Below are 17,837 nucleotides of genomic sequence, written 5' to 3'. Positions count from 1 at the left end.
GTCGGCAAACAACAGTGGCCCAAAAGAAAGCCGGCCTCGGACAATACCGGGGCCGGCTGGCGCTGATACTCGAACACTGGTTCCAGCCATCTTCGAGGGGGCTGGAAACGCTGCCCGGCGTCAGATCAGGCTGCTTCCTTCTGGAGAGCCTTGACGGCGGCGAGGACTTCGTCCACATGGCCGGCCACCTTGATGCCTCGCCATTCTTCGCGAAGAATGCCCTGGGCGTCGATCAGGAAAGTCGAGCGTTCGATGCCCTTGACCTTCTTGCCGTACATGATCTTGTTCTTCACCACGCCAAACATGTGGCACAGCTTTTCTTCCGTGTCGGCGATGAGCTCGAACGGAAGTTCAAGGTTTTCCTTGAATTTCTCATGCGAAACCATGTTGTCGCGCGAGACACCCAGCACCACGGCGCCGGCCTTCACAAATTCCTTGTGATGATCGCGGAACTGCATGGCTTCCGTGGTGCAGCCGGGCGTGTTGTCCTTCGGGTAGAAGTACAGCACCACGGCGCGGCCATGGAATGCGGATGGGGTGAACTTCACGCCTCCGGTGGCAAGAGCTTCAATATCCGGAAGAGGTTTGTTGAGCGCTGGCGTCATGTGGCGTATTCAGAGAGAAAGGTGCCCGGGCGGGCATAGCCAATGATTATACGTTGAATGGGTTGCCCATCGCCCATGCTGGGCATGTGCGGTCAACCGGACGTGGGCGAAGCCCGTTCAGGCCGCGCCGGGGCAACCCTTCAAGCCCATTTGATCGGCATTCAAGTTCCATGCCGGCCCAATGCAAGCGGCAGCGATGGGGAGCAATGGGCACAGGAGGGGCAGAAGCGGCACGGGCGGCCAGCATCCGGCACAGGCGGGCGGCAACAGACGCCGCCGGATCCCGCCACCCCTGGAATTCCCGTCGAATGGGTCAAGCTTCGATCAGCAGCGCCGCCAGGACCGACCGGCCTTCACTGGCCAGCACGTTGTAGGTGCGGCACGCGGCACCGATGTCCATGGTTTCCATGCCGATGCGGGCATCAATCAGCGCACGGTACAGCTGAGGGCGGGCAAAACGGATCCGGCTGCCGCTGCCAAAGATGACCAGCTCGGGTTTCAGGGCCCGGATGCGTTCGAAGTGTTCCGCGGTCAGGTCTTCAAACCGCGTCAGCGTCCATTCCACGACCGTGCCTTGCCATGGAACCAGCAGGCTGCGCCGGTGTTCCACGCCGTTGACCCAGACGCTCTGGCCGTCATGCCGGGAGATGTTGTTGCCGCCTTGCGGCTGGTCGAGTTGAAATTTCATTGAGGCTCATTTTGGCAGCGACGCAGGCCGCCCGCCGGTGTGGGCTCGATACCCTGTGTTCAAATCGTGGGATAGCGTATTTTCCCCTGGAGAAATCTTGAAGACCGTCACCAAGTCCAGCAAGTTGGCCAATGTCTGTTACGACATCCGGGGACCCGTGCTGGACAAGGCGCGCCAGATGGAGGAAGAGGGCCAGAAAATCATCAAGCTGAATATTGGCAATATCGCCGCGTTCGGCCTGCAACCCCCGGACGAGATCGTCCAGGACATGATTCGCAACCTGCCCGACGCCGCCGGTTATACCGACTCCAAGGGCCTGTTCGCACCGCGCAAGGCGGTGGTGCACTACTGCCAGGAAAAGGGCATCTCCGGTGTTTCGGTGGATGACGTCTACCTGGGCAACGGTGCCTCCGAGCTGATTGTGATGGCGCTCAATGCGCTGCTGGACAACGGCGACGAAGTCCTTCTGCCCGCCCCGGACTACCCCCTCTACACCGCCGCCGTGGCGCTGTCCGGTGGGCAGCCGGTGCACTACATCTGCGACGAGTCGAACGGCTGGTATCCGGATCTGGACGACATCCGCGCCAAGATCACGCCGCGCACCAAGGCGATTGTGGTCATCAATCCCAACAACCCGACCGGCGCGCTCTATCCCAAGGACCTGCTGCAGGGCCTGGTGGAGATTGCCCGTCAGCATCAGCTGATCGTCCTCGCCGACGAGATCTACGACAAGACCTTGTATGACGGCGAGGTTCACACCAGCATCGCTTCGTTGTCCGATGACGTGCTGACCCTGACCTTCAATGGCCTGTCCAAGAACTACCGCTCCTGCGGTTACCGGGCCGGCTGGATGGTGGTCTCCGGCGACAAGCGCCACGCCACTGACTACATCACCGGGCTGAACATGCTGGCGTCCATGCGCCTGTGTGCCAATACGCCCGGCCAACTCGCCATCCAGACCGCCCTGGGCGGCTACCAGTCCATCAAGGACCTGGTGGCCCCGGGCGGCCGTCTGGCGCGCCAGCGCGACCTTGCCTACGAACTGCTTTCGCAGATTCCCGGGGTGAGCGTCGTCAAGCCCAAGGCCGCGCTGTACATGTTCCCCCGCCTGGACCCCAAGATCTACCCGATCGAGGACGACCAGCAGTTCGCCTACGAACTGCTGGCCGAGGAAAAGGTGCTGATCGTTCAAGGGACAGGCTTCAACTGGAAGTCCCCCGATCACTTCCGACTGGTCTTCCTGCCCAACACGGATGACCTCCGTGAGGCAGTCGGCCGCATCGAGCGGTTCCTGGCGCAATACCGAAAACGCCACAGCCGCTGACTCATGTGACCTCTTGAAAGAACCTTGACCATGAATCCGATCAAAGTGGGCCTGCTGGGCATTGGCACCGTCGGGGGCGGCACCTTCCAGGTGCTGCGCCGCAACCAGGAAGACATCCGGGGACGTGCTGGCCGCGGCATCGAGATCGCCATGGTGGCTGACCTGGACGTGGAACGTGCCCGCAGCGTCGTGGGCGATGCCTGCACCGTGGTGTCGGACGCCCGCGAGGTGATTGCCAACCCCGAGATCGACATCGTGGTCGAACTGATCGGTGGCTATGGCGTGGCCCGCACACTGGTGCTGGAGGCGATTGCCGCTGGCAAGCATGTGGTCACCGCCAACAAGGCGCTGCTGGCCGTGCATGGCAGCGAGATCTTCGCCGCCGCCCGTGAAAAGGGCGTGATGGTGGCCTTCGAGGCGGCCGTGGCCGGTGGCATCCCCATCATCAAGGCGCTGCGCGAAGGCCTGACGGCCAACCGCATCGAGTGGATTGCCGGCATCATCAACGGCACCACCAACTTCATCCTCTCCGAGATGCGTGGCAAGGGCCTGGACTTCGCCACCGTATTGAAGGAGGCTCAGCGCCTGGGCTATGCCGAGGCCGACCCGACCTTCGACATCGAAGGGGTGGACGCGGCCCACAAGGCCACCATCATGAGCGCGATCGCCTTTGGCATTCCGGTGCAGTTCGAGCGCGCCCATGTGGAAGGCATCACCCAGCTGCAGGCCACCGACATCAAGTACGCCGAGCAACTGGGCTACCGCATCAAGCTGCTGGGTATGGCCCGCCGCCGCCAGGATGTGGGCGGCATCGAGTTGCGTGTGCACCCCACGCTGATCCCGGCCAACCGCCTGATCGCCAATGTGGAAGGCGCCATGAATGCGGTGCTGGTGCAGGCCGACGCGGTCGGTACGACGCTGTATTACGGCAAGGGCGCGGGTGCTGAGCCCACTGCCTCCGCGGTCATCGCCGACCTGGTGGACATCACCCGGCTGGCCACCGCCGCCCCCGACCACCGCGTGCCGCACCTGGCCTTCCAGCCAGAGGCCATGAACAACACGCCCATCCTGCCCATGGACCAGGTGCAGACCGCGTTCTACCTGCGCCTGCGCGTGGCGGACCAGGCGGGTGTGCTGTCGCGCATCACCACCATCCTGGCCGAGCACCAGATCAGCATCGATGCGGTGCTGCAGCGCGAGTCCGCCGAGGGCGAGAGCCAGACCGACCTGATCATCCTGACCCACGACACCCAGGAAGGCCGCATGACCAAGGCGCTGGCGCAGATGCAGGCGCTGGAGACGGTGCTGGCACCGATCGTGAAACTGCGCAAGGAAGAGTTGGCCTGATGAAGTACATCAGCACGCGCGGCGACCGCGCCGAACGCCACTTCTGCGACATCCTGCTCGAGGGCCTGGCCCCCGATGGCGGGCTGTACCTGCCCACGCAATACCCCCAGGTGGACGCCGCCACGCTGGCCCGCTGGCGAGGTCTCTCCTACGCCGACCTGGCGGTGGAAATCCTCTCGCTCTACATTGACGACATCCCCGCCGATGACCTGAAGGCGCTGGTCAAGCGCACGTACACCGAAGCTGTCTTCGGCACGCCGCAGATCACGCCGCTGAAGCCGCTGGAAGAGGGGCTGGCGCTGGTGGCCCTGTCCAACGGGCCGACCCTGGCCTTCAAGGACATGGCCATGCAACTGCTCGGCCAGCTGTTCGAGTACGAACTCGGCCGACGCGGAGAAACGCTCAACATCCTTGGCGCCACCTCCGGCGACACCGGCAGTGCCGCGGAATACGCCATGCGTGGCAAGGCCGGCATCCAGGTGTTCATGCTCAGCCCGCACGGGCGCATGAGCCCGTTCCAGCAGGCCCAGATGTTCAGCCTGCAGGACGCCAACATCCACAACCTGGCGCTCACCGGGGTGTTTGACGACTGCCAGGACATCGTCAAGGCCGTCTCCAACGACCTGGACTTCAAGCGCCGCTACCGCATCGGTACCGTCAACTCCATCAACTGGGCCCGCCTGTTGGCCCAGGTGGTGTATTACTTCGCCGCCTGGTTCCAGGCGACGACGCGTGACGACCAACGTGTGAGCTTCACCGTGCCGTCGGGCAACTTCGGCAACGTCTGTGCGGGCCATGTGGCTCGCATGATGGGCCTGCCCATCGAGCGCCTGGTGGTGGCCACCAACGAGAACGACGTGCTGGACGAATTCTTCCGCACCGGCGTGTACCGTCCGCGGGGCGCTGCCCACACGCTGGAGACCTCCAGCCCGTCGATGGACATCTCCAAGGCCAGCAACTTCGAGCGCTTTGTGTTCGACCTGCTGGACCGGGATGCCGCACGCGTGCGCCAGCTCTTCGGTGAGGAACTGACGACGCAGGGCTTTTTCGCACTGAATGAGGTCGAGCGAGCCCGCATGGCTGAACGCTTTGGCTTCAGCTCGGGCCGCAGCAGCCATGCGGACCGCGTCGCCACCATCCAGCGCTGCCACCAGCGTTATGGCCAGGTGATCGACACCCATACGGCCGATGGCCTGAAGGTGGCGCTGGAACAGCGCCAGCCGGGCGTGCCCATGCTGGTGCTGGAAACGGCGTTGCCCGCCAAGTTTGCTGCCACCATCCAGGAAGCGCTGGGCCTGGTGCCGCCCCGGCCTGCTGCGCTGGCTGATCTGGAAAGCCGGCCCAAACGGGTGCAGGTGATGCCGGTCTCGGTGGAGCAGGTCAAGCAGTTCGTCATCGCCCATGTCTGATTCCGCCAAGTCCTCATCGCCCGCCAGCGCCGCAGCCAGCGCACCCCAGCGGTCGCCCATGCTGCCAATGGAGGAGGCGATTGAGCGCCTGCTGTCGCAGGTCCAGCCCCTGGGCGAGACCGAGCGGGTGAGCACGCCGCTGGCGCTGGGGCGCATCCTGGCGGCTGACCTGGTGTCGCCGCTGGATGTTCCGCCGTACGACAACAGCGCGATGGACGGTTATGCCGTGCGCCTCGCCGATCTGGCGGGTGCGCCAGCGGTTCAGCTTCCCCTGTCCCAGCGTGTGCCGGCCGGCTCGGTCCCGGTGGTGCTGCAGGCCGGTACCGCTGCCCGCATCTTCACCGGTGCCACCGTGCCGGAAGGTGCGGATACGGTGCTGATGCAGGAGCAGTGCGAGGCCGTGGCCGATGCGGCAGGCGGGCTGGGGCAGGTGCGGGTGCCGGGGGACGTGCCGCTGGGCCAGCACATCCGTCGCCGGGGTGAAGACCTGCGGCTCGGCGAGACCGTTCTGCGTGCTGGTGTCCGCCTGAATCCCGCCGCGCTCGGTTTGGCCGCCACGGCCGGCGCCGCTGAACTGTCGGTGGCGCGGCGCCCACGGGTGGCGCTGTTCTCCACCGGTGATGAGCTGGTGCTGCCGGGCGAGCCGCTGGGCCCGGGCCAGATCTACAACTCCAACCGCACGACCCTGCATGCGCTGCTGTTGACGCTGGGTTGCGAGGTGCGGGACCTGGGCATCGTGCCCGATTCGCTGGACGCCACCCGGGCCGCTCTGCGTGAGGCCGCACGGGACAGCGACCTGATCCTGAGCTCCGGCGGGGTGTCCGTCGGCGAGGAGGACCACCTCAAGCCCGCGTTGGAGCGGGAAGGGCGGCTGGACCTCTGGCAGATCGCCATCAAGCCGGGCAAGCCGCTGGCCTTTGGCGAGGTGCACCGCCAGGACGACCCGAACGGCCCAGTGGGCAAGACCTGGTACATCGGATTGCCCGGCAATCCGGTGTCCAGCTTCGTCACCTTCCTGCTGTTCGTACGGCCGGTGCTGATGCGGCTACAAGGCGCCACCCGCGTGGCGCCCCGCGCCTATCAGCTGCCGGCTGAGTTCACCTGGGCGAAGGCCGACAAGCGCCGCGAGTTCCTGCGGGCCCGTGTGACGGACCAGGGGGGGCTGGCGCTGTTCGGCAACCAGAGCTCCGGCGTGATGAGCTCAGCCGCATGGGCAGACGGACTGATCGAACTGCCGCCTGGCAGCACGGTGGAACTCGGGCAGCCGCTGCGCTTCCTGCCGTTCAACGATCTGTTCTGAACTCGCGGTTTCCGATCCCCATTCCTCCCCATTTCCTCCCCATTTCTTCCCCAGTTCCTTCCCCGATCCTCCCGCTGTTTGACACCCGTCCTCACACCGATTCCCAAGCCGCTGCCATGACCATCACCGTGCGTTACTTCGCCTCCCTGCGTGAGGCCCTGGGCCCACAGGAGCAGGTGGCCTTCCAGCCGGGGCTGACGGTGGGGGCGCTGCGGGAGGCCCTGATCGCGACCGGCGGCGCACATGCGGAGGTGTTGGCTCGCGGCCGAGCGGTGCGCTGCGCCTTGAACCAGGTGATGAGCCGTGAGGACGCGTTGGTGCCCGATGGCGCGGAGGTGGCGTTTTTTCCGCCGGTCACTGGTGGCTGATCGACTGACCGCACGGAGTGGTCGACGCCCGCCGGCCGAGCTGGCCAACGTGGCGCTGACCGTCATGGTGCTGGGGTTTGCCAACCTGATCCATCGCTGAGCGGGGCTGCACGTAGCTCTTCAGCAAGAGCTGCGTCTCCCACATCGTGGGTTCGTCGGGCGAATAAAAGCGCGGCACCATGCACGGATCGGTGACATACGGGCGAACCGCGCCCGCCCGTTTGAGGAATTTCCCACTCCCGGTGCGATTCGTGAATGATACCGGTACCAATGTGGGGGATGCCTCTTTGATAATGCGCGGACACGAGATTGGTACCGCTACCAAGTACGGTGCCGGGCTCGTCTGGCCACCACGCATGCCAGCCCATTCATCGGAGCAAGCCGTCCATGTCTTCCAAGTTCACTTCCTCGCGCCGCACGCTGCTGCTGGCGTCCGCAGCAGCGGTGCCTATCGTTGCCATGCCGCTGGGCCAGCCCAAAGCCGAAGGGCTTGAAGGGGTGGAACTGCAGCGCTACAAGCCGGTGTTCTTCTCCCCGGCCGAGTGGGCCTTTGTGATGGCGGCCTGTGACCGCTTCATCCCCGCCGAAGGCCGCGGCCCCGGCGCGCTGGAAACCAATGTGCCGGTCTTCATCGACCAGCAGTTGGGTGAAGGCCTGGGCAACGACATCTACCTGCAGGGCCCGCACAAGACGGACGCACCGGCCACGCTGGGCTTCCAGCTGCCGTATGCCCCGCAGGACACCTACCGCATCGGCATCAAGCTGGCGCAGCAGGCCTGCCAGAAGCAGTTCAGCAAGCCGTTCGAGCAACTGTCGGAGAAGGACAAGGATGCCTTCCTGACCGCCCTGCAAAAGAACACCGTGGACTTCGCCGCCATGGGTGAGCCCACGCTGAAGGCCTCGCAGTTCTTCGGCCAGTTCCTGGGCGACACCAAGAACGGTTACCTCGCCGACCCCAAGTACGGCGGCAACAAGGACATGAAGGCCTGGGTTGCCATCGGCTTCCCCGGTGCGCGTGCGGCCTACACCGAGTGGGTGGACCAGCACAACCGCAAGTACCCCCTGGGCCCTGTCAGCCTCAGCGGCAAGCGCGCCTGAGCGGGTGCTGGGCCGGGCTCGAGCCCCGCTCAAGCGAACGCAAGGGCGCCAGAGCCTGATCCAGCACCGATCACCCCCGCCATTCAGTCAAGTCCCCGGTGCGCGAGCCGGTGCCTTCTCTCCGTCTTATCTGCCTCGAAACCGCAACGGTACCCCGGTACCGACCCTGAGAGGCTTCAGCCCTGGCGCGCCTCGCGCGGTGCCAAGGGCCATTGCAGGAAACACGTCATGCCAAACATCACCAACGACGAGGTGGATGTCGTCATCGTCGGCCTCGGCTGGGCCGGCTCGATCATGGCCATCGAACTGGCCAAGGAAGGCCTGAAGGTCCGCGCGCTGGAGCGTGGCCCGGACCGTCCGCCGGAAGACTTCGCCTATCCGAAGCCCGCTGACCAGTACGCCTACAACACCCGCAACAAGGTCTTCGCCACCCCGCGCGAAGCCGCGTTGACCGTGCGCTATACCCGTGAGGAAACCGCGCTGCCCACCCGCAAGTGGGGCGCCTTTGCCCCCGGCACCGGTGTCGGCGGCTCCGGCCTGCACTGGACCGGCGTGCTCATCCGCCCGACGCCCACCGACATCAAGCTCAAGACCTACGCGGACAAGGCCTACAAGAAGGGCCAGCTCGATGCCGACATGCGCATCAAGGACTTCCCCTTCACCTGGGAGGAAATTGAGCCGCACTTCGACTTCTTCGACAAGGTCTGTGGCCTCTCCGGCAATACCGGCAACCTGCGCGGTGAACTGCAGCCGGGTGGCGACCCCTACGAAGGTCCGCGTTCCAGCCCGTACCCGCTGCCTGCGCTGCATGACACCCTGAACAGCTCCATGTTCAAGGACGTGGCCACCAAGCTGGGCTATCACCCGTTCCCCAACCCTTCGGCCAATGTGTCGAAGGCCTGGACCAACCCCTACGGCGCGCAACTGGCGCCTTGCAACTACTGCGGCTACTGCAGCAAGTATCCGTGTCTCAACTACTCGAAGGCATCGCCCCAGACCACCATCCTGGATGTGGTCAAGCGCATGCCCAACTTCGACTACAAGGTCAACGCCAACGTCATCCGCGTCGATCTGCATGCGGACAAGAAGACGGCCAAGGGTGTTACCTACATTGACGAGAACAAGCGCGAGGTCTTCCAGCCCGCCAAGATCGTCATCCTGAGCAGCTTCCAGTTCGCCAATGTGCGCCTGATGCTGCTGTCGGGCATCGGCAAGCCGTATGACCCGATCTCCGAGACGGGCACCATCGGCCGCAACTACGCCTTCCTGTCCAACGGCGGCGCGACCCTGTTCTTCAAGGACAAGAACTTCAATCCCTTCGCCACGGCCGGCGCCACTGGCGAGATGTTCAACGACATCTCGCCGGGCAACTTCGAGGACGGCCCCAAGCTGGGCTTCATCGGCGGCGCCAAGATCCACAGCTCGCAGGCCACCGGCACGCCCATCGGCGCTGCGCTGCCCCCGGGCACGCCGCAATGGGGCAAGGGCTGGAAGGAAGGCATGGTGGACTGGTATGGCCATTCGATGGGCGTGAGCATCACCACGACCTGCATGTCCTACCGCGGCCACTTCCTGGACCTGGACCCGAACTACAAGGACCCGTGGGGCCAGCCGCTGCTGCGCATGACCTTCAACTGGCGCGAAAACGAGCTGAAGCTGCAGCGCTACCTGCGCGACATCGTGCTGAAGATCTCCAAGGAGCTGGGCCCGGACGCCATCTCCGAGAACTTCCTCAAGATGGATTCGAACTGGGACATCACCAAGTACGTCTCCACCCACAACGTGGGCGGCGCCATCATGGGCACCTCGCCCCACGACTCCGCGCTCAATCGCTATCTGCAGTCCTGGGACGTGCACAACGTCTTTGTGCCGGGGGGGAACGCCTTCCCGCAGAACTTCCAGGCCAACCCGACTGCCACGATCGGCGCCATCACGCTGTTCGCGGCTGAGGCCATCAAGAAGCAGTACCTGAAGAACCCCGGCCCCCTGGTGCAGGCATGAACGCGGGTAGGACCAAGACAATGAAACTGTTGAAGCCCCTTCTCGCGACCGCCGCGCTGGCGGCCGTGACCCTGTATGCCGTCAGCGGCATGGCGGTTCCCGCCCCCACACCTTCCGCTTCGGACGTGGCGGCCGCTCCCGTGGTGGCGGCCACGCCGGCGGCAGTGGCCTCGTCGCCCAATGCAGCGCTGATCTCGCGCGGCGAGTACCTGGCCCGCGCGGGTGACTGCATCGCCTGTCACAGCACGCAGGGCAAGCCCGCCTTCGCGGGCGGCCTGCCGATCGACAGCGGCCACGGCATCATCTATTCCACCAACATCACGCCGGACAAGCAGCACGGCATCGGCAACTACTCCGAGCAACAGTTCGCCGAGGCCGTGCGCAAGGGCGTGCGCGCCGATGGCAGCCACCTGTATCCGGCCATGCCCTACACCAGCTACGTGAAGGTGACCGATGAGGACATGCATGCCCTCTACACCTTCTTCATGGAGGGTGTGAAGCCGGTGGCCACCACGCCGCCGGAAACCAGCATGAGCTTCCCGTTCAACCTGCGCTTCGGCATGGGGGTGTGGAACTGGTTCTTCGCGACTACCGATCCGTTCAAGCCGGTCAGCGGCTGGAACGCGCAGGTGACCCGGGGCGCCTACCTGGTGGAAGGCCTGGGCCACTGCGGCAGCTGCCACACGCCGCGCGGTTTCGCGATGAACGAGAAGGCCAGCAACAGCGGTGAGTTGGCCTTCCTGTCGGGTGGTGAGCTCGGTGGCTGGGGTGTGCCCTCGCTGCGCGGCCTGCCCCGCTGGACCGAGCAGGACATCGTGGATTACCTGCAAACGGGCCGTAACCAGACCTCCGCCGTGGCGGGTGAAATGACCGAGGTGGTGCGTCACAGCACGGCCTACCTGCAGAACGACGATCTGCACTCGATCGCCACCTACCTGAAGGGCCTGACCCCGGTGCCGGACCGTGCTGCGGACGTGAAGCCCCAGGGCGCGAAGGAAACCGCCGCCAAGCTGACCAATGCCGAGAACCTGACGCTGGGTGAACGCCTGTACCTGGACAACTGCGCGGCCTGCCACTTCGTGGATGGCAAGGGCGCCACGCGCGTCTTCCCGGTGCTGGACGGCGCGACGGTGATCAATGCCGACAACCCCAACGCGCTGATCCATGTGATCTTGCAAGGGGCGCGGACGCCGTCTACCGAGAAGGCGCCGTCGGTGCTGGTGATGCCAGGCTTCGGCCACCGCCTCAGCGACAGCGAAGCCGCCACCCTGGCCACCTTCCTGCGCCAGGGGTGGAGCAACCGTGCTGCGCCGGTCTCCGAACGTGACGTGGCGAAGGTGCGGGACAAGCTGATCGAGCAACAGCATTGATCCCGGTGGGAAGCGCTATAGGGAACCTCCGTAGCGCTTTCCCGGACACCCGTAGAAGAACAGGCGAACAGGCGAACGGCCGAACGGCCGCCGTCCCGGCTAGGGCCTCTTGGCCCCGAGCAGCCGCTGCGCGACCTTCTCGCCCTGCGTGAACGCTTCCTCAAGGACCGAGTAGCCCGCCAGGTCTGCGTGTGCGTGATGGATACGGCCTTGGCCACTCTCACGCAAGGCCGCCAGCGCGGGGGCGCCGCGCAGACCGGGTACGGGGATGCTCATCGCATGGCCGTAGCGCATCAGGTCTACGGCCTGCAGCCGTTCCAGCAGATCGGGATGCAGCGGCGCCAGGTCCGCCAGGACCTTGGCGGCCCAGCCACGCCAGTCGTCCGTCAGCAGCGCGCGTCGCTCCGGCTGCGGCAACGCCCGGTAGGCCGTCAACACACAGGGGCCGGGGCGAGGGTCGAGTGACTGGTGGTTGGCGTTCACGTAGCCCAGGTTGTCCGAACCGTAGACCACGTTGTCCCAGGACAGTGGCGCGCCGAGCCGCTCCAGCGGCGGGTCATCCAGCCGCAGGTTGGCCACCAGCCAAGGGGCGTAGCACAGGCGCGGGGTCATCGCCGCCAGGGCCGAGGAGGGCTGCTCCACCACCCGGCCGGCGATGAACAGCGGCAACGCCAGGACCACCTGTTCTGCCGCCCATCGCTGCGGGCGGTCGGCCTGATGATCCCAGCTCAGCACCTGAACGCCATGGCGCTCTTCCCGCACGCGCAGCACCGTCTGCCCGGCATGAAAGGATTCGGCCAGGGGCGCGGCGAGCCGCTCGCTCAGCCAGCCGTTGCCCTGCGGCCATGTCAGTACCGCCTCGCGTTCTTCCAGGCTCATGAAGCCGTGGCGGCTGCCGAAGTAATGCAGGCCGGCCCAGGCGGAGACCTCGGCTGCCGGGGCGCCGTAGTCGTCGCGGCAGCAGTAGTCCAGATACCAGCGCAGCGGCGGGGCGTTCAGGCCGTGGGTGTCGAGCCAGGCCGCGAAGGTCTGCCGGTCCAGCACGTCGTGCCCGGCCGTCCAGCGGTGGTGGGTGCTGGGCATGGCAAAGCCGATGTCGCGGCGCGCCGCTTCCACCAACGCGGCAAAGCGCCGGTACTGGGCCAGCACCTCGGGGGATTCGGCCGGTGGCAGCAGGCCGTCTACCCATTGGTCCTGAAACCACAGGCGTTCCTGCGGGCTGTGGCAGAGATGGCGTTCGTCGTATTGCCAGCGGCCGGCCTCCAGGCGCGCCAGCCCCAATTCCTCCAGCAGGGCCTGGACCTCCGGTGCCTCCGGTCCGGGCACTGGCAGGTAATGCGCGCCCAGTGGGCACGGCAGGCCTCCCATGAGGTGGCCACGGCTGTTGCCGCCCGGGCGAGGTTCCAGGTCCAGCAGGGCCACCTCCACCCCGCGTGCACGCAGGCGGCGGGCGCAGGACAGGCCGGCGATGCCGGCGCCCAGCACCAGCACCTGCGCGCGGCGGGGCGAGTCGGAGACGCTGTCCCAGGCGGGCGGCGCTTCGCGCAGCCTGTGGCCACTCGCGACGGAGGCGCCCACCCAGCCGCCTGGCAGGTCGCTCACCTTGGTGGCCAAGCGCTCAGCGAGGTCGCCGGCTTCGCGGCCACAGGCGGCCAGCATCGGCAACAGGCCCAGCGCCAGGAGCTCGCGACGGCGCAGGCCGGGTGTGGCTGCCTGCGAGAGCGTTGCGGCGAGCGGCAGGGCGGGTGAGGGCTTGGCGCTCAATGCAGCTTGCCCCATTCCCGCTCGAACTCGTGCACCAGCACCTGGTTGGAAAGTCGGTTCACCTCCAGCTTCTCCGGCCTCGCCATGTCCGGCGGGAAGTTCATCAGCACCGGCAGGCCCTCCAGGTTGATGAAGCGCAGACCGGGGGGCAGGGCGCGTGGCGCCACCCACGGCCTGCGGCTGGCCAGCACATAACCCCATTCACCAAAGCTCGGCACATGGGCGTGATACGGGGTGGCGGTGAGGCCCGCCGCCTCCACCGTGTTCACCACCGTCCAGAAGCTGCGCGGGGCCACCAGCGGGGAGGTGGACTGGATCACTGCATAGCCGCTGGCGTTCAGATGGAGGTCGATCAGCTTGTAGAAGCTGGCCGAATACAGCTTGCCCAATGCGAAGTTGCTGGGGTCCGGGAAGTCGATGACGATCACGTCATACATCGTCGGATGCTGTTCCAGCCAGCCGAACGCGTCTGCATTCACGATGCGCAGCTTGGGGCTCAGCAGCGAGTCCTGGTTGAGCTGGCGCAGCAGCGGCATGGTGGAGAACAGCGTGGTCATGTGCGGGTCCAGTTCCACCAGCGTGACCTGCTCCACCGAGGGGTAGCGCAGGATCTCGCGCACAGCCATGCCGTCGCCGCCGCCCAGCACCAGCACGTGGCGCGGGGCGCCATGAGCGGCCATGGCGGGGTGCACCAGGGCCTCGTGGTAGCGGTATTCGTCGCGGGAGTGAAATTGCAGGTTGCCGTTCAGGAAGAGCCGGGTGCCCCCCTGGCCCTGGGTCACCACGATGCGTTGGTAGTCGCTGCTTTCCTTGAACAGGATCTGCTCGCCATAGAAGCGGTCTTCGGCCCAGGTGCTGAGCCGGTCCGCCCCCGCCATGGCCAGTGCCAGCACCAGCAGCGAGACGGCGCAGGCCACCGCATGCGAGCGCCAGGCCCGCAGCCGGGCGCGGAAGATCCACAGCGCCCAGACCGCTACGGCCACATTCAGCAACCCGAAGAACAGGCCCGTGCGCACCAGGCCCAGCTGCGGCACCAGCACCAGCGGGAAGGCCAGCGCTACCAGCAGGGCGCCCAGGTAGTCAAAGGTCAGCACCTGGGAGACCAGCTCCTTGAGGGCGTAACGCTGCTTGAAGTGGCGCTTGAGGATGCGCATCACCAAGGGAATCTCCAGCCCCACCAGGGTGCCCACCACCAGCACCAGCACATACAGCAGCAGCCGGAAGGCCATGACCTGGCCAGGCGGCAGCAGGCTGTGCACGGTGAACAGCGCCGCAGGCATCAGCCCGCCGATGACGCCCACCAGCAGTTCCAGCCGCAGGAAATGCGCGACCAGTTGGCGGTCGATGAACCGGGAGAGCCACGAGCCCAGCCCCATCGCGAACAGGTAGCTGCCGATGATGGTGGAGAACTGCAGGATGGAGTCGCCCAGCAGGTAGCTGGCCAGCGCGCCAGCCGCCAGTTCGTACACCAGGCCGCAGGCGGCGATGACAAACACGCTGGCCAGCAGCAGAACCTCGGGCAGGGAAGCCCGGGAGGCGGTGTCCTCGGCGTCGTCCAGCGGCGTTGACGCGGTTGCGGCGTTCTCGTGAAGCATGATGGGGCGCGAGGCTATCACGCGGTGCGCCACCGGGACGGCCGGTGAGGCCAGGCCAGCCTTGCGGCTGTTGCGGCAGGGTGACGTTCCCCCCTCACCCCCCCCTACGCCACGCTTTACATGCCGGCGGTGATTCGCTTTTGCAGCGACTTGTACTGGTCCACGCGCGGCCCTCCCAGGTCCACGGCGCGCTGGATGGCCAGCGAGGCCTTGTAGCGGTAGCCCTGGTCCAGCATCACCTGGGCCAGGTTGTTCCAGCCGTCGGCGATGTCGGGGCGCACGTCGGTGAGGCGGCCGTAGTACTTGGCGGCCGCCGCCTTGTCGCCAGCGGTGTAGGCGGTATTGCCGGCACCCATCAGCAGCAGCGGTTCACCCGGCCAGCGGGTGAGGGCGGTGGCGTAGCCCTGACGGGCAGCGGGCGAGTTCAGCCGTTCCAGCGCGCTGAGGGCGGCGCCGGTCTGGGCGCCGTCCAGGGAGGCGGGCACCTGGTCCAGCGGCAGGGTGGTCATGGCCCAGTAGTCACCCCGGGCCCAGGTCCGTTCGAACACGGACAGTTCGACTTCCTGGCGCCGTGTCTTGCCGCTGTGCAGCAGCAGGGTGCGGCGTTCGCGGTCGTAGCCCACGGCCACGGCGTAATGCCAGACCGGGTAGATCTCCAGCGACAGGTTCTGGAACACCACCACCGGGTGCCCGGCGGCCAGCTCGGCCAGCAGTGCATCCAGACGAGGCGGCAGCGGGTAGGCCGGCAGGCCTTGGCGGCGTGTGGCGACCAGCATCTCGGTCTGCAGCGAGCCTTGGCGGCCAGGCAGGAAAACCTGCGGTTTCAGGGTCTGTACGTTGATGCGCTTGCCGCTGCTTTGCAGCAGCATGGCCAGCGCAGCGGGCCCGCATTCGTAGTCTTCCTGTGCGATGAAGGGGGTGGAGGACGACAGGTCCACCCGTGCCGGCAGATGCGGGGGCCATTGCGACTCCAGCGCGCTCAACTGCGGCGGTGTGCTGGCACAGCCGGCCAGCAAAAGCGGGGAAACGATGGCGCCACCCAGGGCAGCCTTGAGCAGCAGACGACGCATTCGTGGGACTTCTGGGAAGGTGATTGAACGGGTCAAACCCGTTCAATCACGGGCTGATGCAGGTTGCTCAGCGGATCGAGCGGGTGAAGGGGAAGACCTTCGTGAACCCGAGGATGTCGGTGATCAGCAGGATCACGAACACGGTGAAGATGATGCCCAGCACTTCACCACCGGCCGGGGCCTTGGCGATACGGCCGTCCAGGGCGCGGATTTCGTCGTCCGACATGGCGTCCACGCGGGCCTGCGCGCTGGCAGCGTCCACACCTTCGTTCATCATGGCCTGGCGCACATCGCCACGGGCGAAGAAGGCGTTCACACGGGCGCGGCTGTCCGCAGCGGCGCCGGCCGTGGCGGGCTGAACCAGCGCGTCGGTCGGCACGATCTGGGCCGATGCGTGCATCGGAACAGCCATGAGCGAGCACGAAACGATCAGCGACGACGCGATGACGCGGGAAAGGCGGGAAGTAGTGCGGCTCATAGATGCGGCATTCAAGAAGGAGAGGCTGTGATGCTAGAAGCCACCCCACTTTGTTACAAGCCTGCTTACCTTGAGTCACACTCCATGCAGCTGGTAGCCAACATTACAGTCCGGCTTCAGCGTCCGTTCAGCTGAGCTTGAGCTTGCGGCCGATGTGCCGGGGCTCACCCGCCAGGGAACGGCGGATCAGGGCGGCGTCCCGCAGGCGCTGCGCCGAGCCGTCGGTGTCCAGCAGCACCACCGTCAGCGTCTGGCTGCCGTTTTTCATGCGCATGGCCAGGCAACGCCCCGCTTCATTGGTGAATCCGGTCTTGGACAGACGGATGTCCCAGCCCTTGCCGCCCACAAGATGGTTGGTGTTGTGCAGTTCCCGCGGGCGTCCGTTGACGGCCACACGGGCTGACTTGCCGCTGGTGATGCGGGTGATCTCCGGATAACGCGAGGCGGCCATCGCGATGCGCGCCACTTCTGCCGCCGTGGACAGGTTTTCCGGCGAAAGCCCGGTCGGGTCATTCAAGGTGGTGTGGGTGAGCCCCAGGGCGCGGATCTTGGCCTGCATGGCGGACTCGAAGGCGGGCAACCCGCCGGGATAGTGCCGTGCCAGCACCGAAGCCGCCCGGTTCTCCGAGGCCATCAAGGCCATTTCCAGAGCGGCTGCACGGGTCAGCCGGGCTCCCACGGCCACACGGGAGGCGCTGTGTTTGAGGTGGTCCACATCTTCGTCCTCGATGCGCAGTTCATCCTCCGGCGCCTGATGCGCATCCAGCACCACCATGGCGGTCATCAGCTTGGTAAGGGAGGCGATCGGCACCACCGCGTCGGCGTCCTTGGCCATCAGCACGTGCCCGGTGTCGTCCACCACCATCATGTGGCGGGCGTTGACCGGCAGCCTGACCAGGGTCTCGTTGGTGAAAGCCGGTGCAGACCGGTCGATGGCCGGTTGAAGGACCGCCGCCGTGTCCGCTGTGTCCGCTGTGGCTCGCATGGCTCGCGCAGCAGCCTCTGGCCGCGCGGCAGCCATTGCGACAGGTCGTTCAACAGGCGTCAGCGGCGTGCTGGCGGAGGCGACCTGTGCCACGGGCAGGGCTGGCGGTGGTGGCGGGCGAGAGGCGCCGTCATGAGCAAACACCGTGACACCGGTGAGCATCACCGCGCCAAGGGCCGCGGCAATCGCCACGGCCAGTGTTCGACGGGAATGGAAAGCGCAAAACATCATCAATCCAGGGCAGGGTGGGGCGCACGGGCGGAATGCGGCGAGATTGTCTGCGAAGGCGGTGTTTCTGCGGTGTTTCTGCGTCCACTGCGCGAACCGCGGCATTCAACTCATGACTGTTGGCCCCAACAGGTGGTCTTCGACAAATTCCGAGGGTGTCACCTCATCTCTATCGCTCGATCGGGGTCGATTTCCCCACGCTTCCTC

Annotated in this window: 15 protein-coding genes; 8 read left to right on the top strand and 7 right to left on the bottom strand. The window is 66.0% G+C overall.

Annotated elements, in window-relative coordinates:
- Positions 1–125: 125 nt before the first annotated feature.
- Together BMY53_RS00275 and BMY53_RS00270 are read right to left on the bottom strand one after the other, a co-directional pair.
- Entirely contained in the window at positions 126–605 is a 480-nt protein-coding gene (locus BMY53_RS00275; RefSeq protein WP_092942270.1) for a peroxiredoxin, read from the bottom strand.
- A 313-nt stretch (positions 606–918) separates the two neighbouring features.
- On the bottom strand, positions 919–1,293 hold the full coding sequence (locus BMY53_RS00270; protein ID WP_092942268.1) for an Mth938-like domain-containing protein: 375 nt from the start codon (positions 1,291–1,293) through the stop codon (positions 919–921).
- Positions 1,294–1,390: 97 nt separating this feature from the next.
- Between BMY53_RS00270 and BMY53_RS00265 the strand changes: the two genes are divergently transcribed.
- From BMY53_RS00265 to BMY53_RS00230, 8 genes are all read left to right on the top strand, one after another.
- Positions 1,391–2,617 (top strand): pyridoxal phosphate-dependent aminotransferase, encoded by a 1,227-nt coding sequence (locus tag BMY53_RS00265; RefSeq protein WP_092942265.1) that lies wholly within the window; start codon positions 1,391–1,393, stop codon positions 2,615–2,617.
- Between the two features lie 30 nt (positions 2,618–2,647).
- Entirely contained in the window at positions 2,648–3,964 is a 1,317-nt protein-coding gene (locus BMY53_RS00260) for a homoserine dehydrogenase (protein WP_092942262.1), read from the top strand.
- Positions 3,964–5,373 carry a threonine synthase gene (gene thrC / locus BMY53_RS00255; RefSeq protein ID WP_092942259.1) on the top strand — a complete coding sequence of 470 codons (1,410 nt, stop codon included), beginning with the start codon at positions 3,964–3,966 and terminating at the stop codon, positions 5,371–5,373. The genes BMY53_RS00260 and thrC overlap by 1 nt, the downstream gene beginning before the upstream one ends.
- On the top strand, positions 5,366–6,673 hold the full coding sequence (gene glp / locus BMY53_RS00250; RefSeq protein WP_404947839.1) for a molybdopterin molybdotransferase MoeA: 1,308 nt from the start codon (positions 5,366–5,368) through the stop codon (positions 6,671–6,673). The genes thrC and glp overlap by 8 nt, the downstream gene beginning before the upstream one ends.
- A 116-nt stretch (positions 6,674–6,789) precedes the next feature.
- Complete coding sequence (locus BMY53_RS00245; protein ID WP_092942255.1) at positions 6,790–7,041, top strand: MoaD/ThiS family protein; 252 nt, start codon at positions 6,790–6,792, stop codon at positions 7,039–7,041.
- A gap of 387 nt (positions 7,042–7,428) precedes the next feature.
- A complete protein-coding gene (locus BMY53_RS00240) occupies positions 7,429–8,139 on the top strand; it encodes a gluconate 2-dehydrogenase subunit 3 family protein (RefSeq protein WP_092942252.1) in 711 nt (236 codons plus the stop codon).
- A 228-nt stretch (positions 8,140–8,367) separates the two neighbouring features.
- Entirely contained in the window at positions 8,368–10,140 is a 1,773-nt protein-coding gene (locus BMY53_RS00235; RefSeq protein WP_092942249.1) for a GMC family oxidoreductase, read from the top strand.
- Positions 10,141–10,160: 20 nt separating this feature from the next.
- Positions 10,161–11,510 carry a c-type cytochrome gene (locus BMY53_RS00230; protein WP_255369960.1) on the top strand — a complete coding sequence of 450 codons (1,350 nt, stop codon included), beginning with the start codon at positions 10,161–10,163 and terminating at the stop codon, positions 11,508–11,510.
- A gap of 99 nt (positions 11,511–11,609) precedes the next feature.
- On the opposite strand, the gene BMY53_RS00225 is transcribed toward BMY53_RS00230, so the two are convergent.
- From BMY53_RS00225 to BMY53_RS00205, 5 genes are all read right to left on the bottom strand, one after another.
- Complete coding sequence (locus BMY53_RS00225) at positions 11,610–13,289, bottom strand: flavin monoamine oxidase family protein (protein ID WP_092942246.1); 1,680 nt, start codon at positions 13,287–13,289, stop codon at positions 11,610–11,612.
- Positions 13,271–14,869 carry a polyamine aminopropyltransferase gene (locus tag BMY53_RS00220; RefSeq protein WP_092942243.1) on the bottom strand — a complete coding sequence of 533 codons (1,599 nt, stop codon included), beginning with the start codon at positions 14,867–14,869 and terminating at the stop codon, positions 13,271–13,273. Before BMY53_RS00220 ends, BMY53_RS00225 begins: the two co-directional genes overlap by 19 nt.
- 116 nt (positions 14,870–14,985) lie before the next feature.
- Positions 14,986–15,939, bottom strand: coding sequence for a PA2778 family cysteine peptidase (locus tag BMY53_RS00215; RefSeq protein WP_092942240.1), 954 nt, complete (start codon positions 15,937–15,939; stop codon positions 14,986–14,988).
- A 67-nt stretch (positions 15,940–16,006) separates the two neighbouring features.
- Entirely contained in the window at positions 16,007–16,417 is a 411-nt protein-coding gene (locus tag BMY53_RS00210) for a PA2779 family protein (protein WP_092942238.1), read from the bottom strand.
- 127 nt (positions 16,418–16,544) lie between these two features.
- Positions 16,545–17,594 carry a serine hydrolase gene (locus tag BMY53_RS00205; protein ID WP_177200642.1) on the bottom strand — a complete coding sequence of 350 codons (1,050 nt, stop codon included), beginning with the start codon at positions 17,592–17,594 and terminating at the stop codon, positions 16,545–16,547.
- Positions 17,595–17,837 lie beyond the last annotated feature (243 nt).

It is taken from the genome of Roseateles sp. YR242 (assembly GCF_900109745.1).
Taxonomy (GTDB): Bacteria; Pseudomonadota; Gammaproteobacteria; order Burkholderiales; family Burkholderiaceae_C; genus Roseateles.
The sequence above is the reverse complement of the archived record's forward strand: the minus strand, read 5'-3'. Positions and strand labels throughout refer to the sequence as shown.

Coding starts and splice junctions, on each gene's coding strand:
- thrC (WP_092942259.1), top strand. CDS start 3,964: ATGAAGTACATCAGCACGCGCGGCGACCGCGCCGAACGCCACTTCTGC.
- BMY53_RS00220 (WP_092942243.1), bottom strand. CDS start 14,869: ATGCTTCACGAGAACGCCGCAACCGCGTCAACGCCGCTGGACGACGCC.
- BMY53_RS00215 (WP_092942240.1), bottom strand. CDS start 15,939: ATGCGTCGTCTGCTGCTCAAGGCTGCCCTGGGTGGCGCCATCGTTTCC.
- BMY53_RS00240 (WP_092942252.1), top strand. CDS start 7,429: ATGTCTTCCAAGTTCACTTCCTCGCGCCGCACGCTGCTGCTGGCGTCC.
- BMY53_RS00225 (WP_092942246.1), bottom strand. CDS start 13,289: ATGGGGCAAGCTGCATTGAGCGCCAAGCCCTCACCCGCCCTGCCGCTC.
- BMY53_RS00235 (WP_092942249.1), top strand. CDS start 8,368: ATGCCAAACATCACCAACGACGAGGTGGATGTCGTCATCGTCGGCCTC.
- BMY53_RS00245 (WP_092942255.1), top strand. CDS start 6,790: ATGACCATCACCGTGCGTTACTTCGCCTCCCTGCGTGAGGCCCTGGGC.
- BMY53_RS00270 (WP_092942268.1), bottom strand. CDS start 1,293: ATGAAATTTCAACTCGACCAGCCGCAAGGCGGCAACAACATCTCCCGG.
- glp (WP_404947839.1), top strand. CDS start 5,366: ATGTCTGATTCCGCCAAGTCCTCATCGCCCGCCAGCGCCGCAGCCAGC.
- BMY53_RS00210 (WP_092942238.1), bottom strand. CDS start 16,417: ATGAGCCGCACTACTTCCCGCCTTTCCCGCGTCATCGCGTCGTCGCTG.
- BMY53_RS00260 (WP_092942262.1), top strand. CDS start 2,648: ATGAATCCGATCAAAGTGGGCCTGCTGGGCATTGGCACCGTCGGGGGC.
- BMY53_RS00275 (WP_092942270.1), bottom strand. CDS start 605: ATGACGCCAGCGCTCAACAAACCTCTTCCGGATATTGAAGCTCTTGCC.
- BMY53_RS00230 (WP_255369960.1), top strand. CDS start 10,161: ATGAAACTGTTGAAGCCCCTTCTCGCGACCGCCGCGCTGGCGGCCGTG.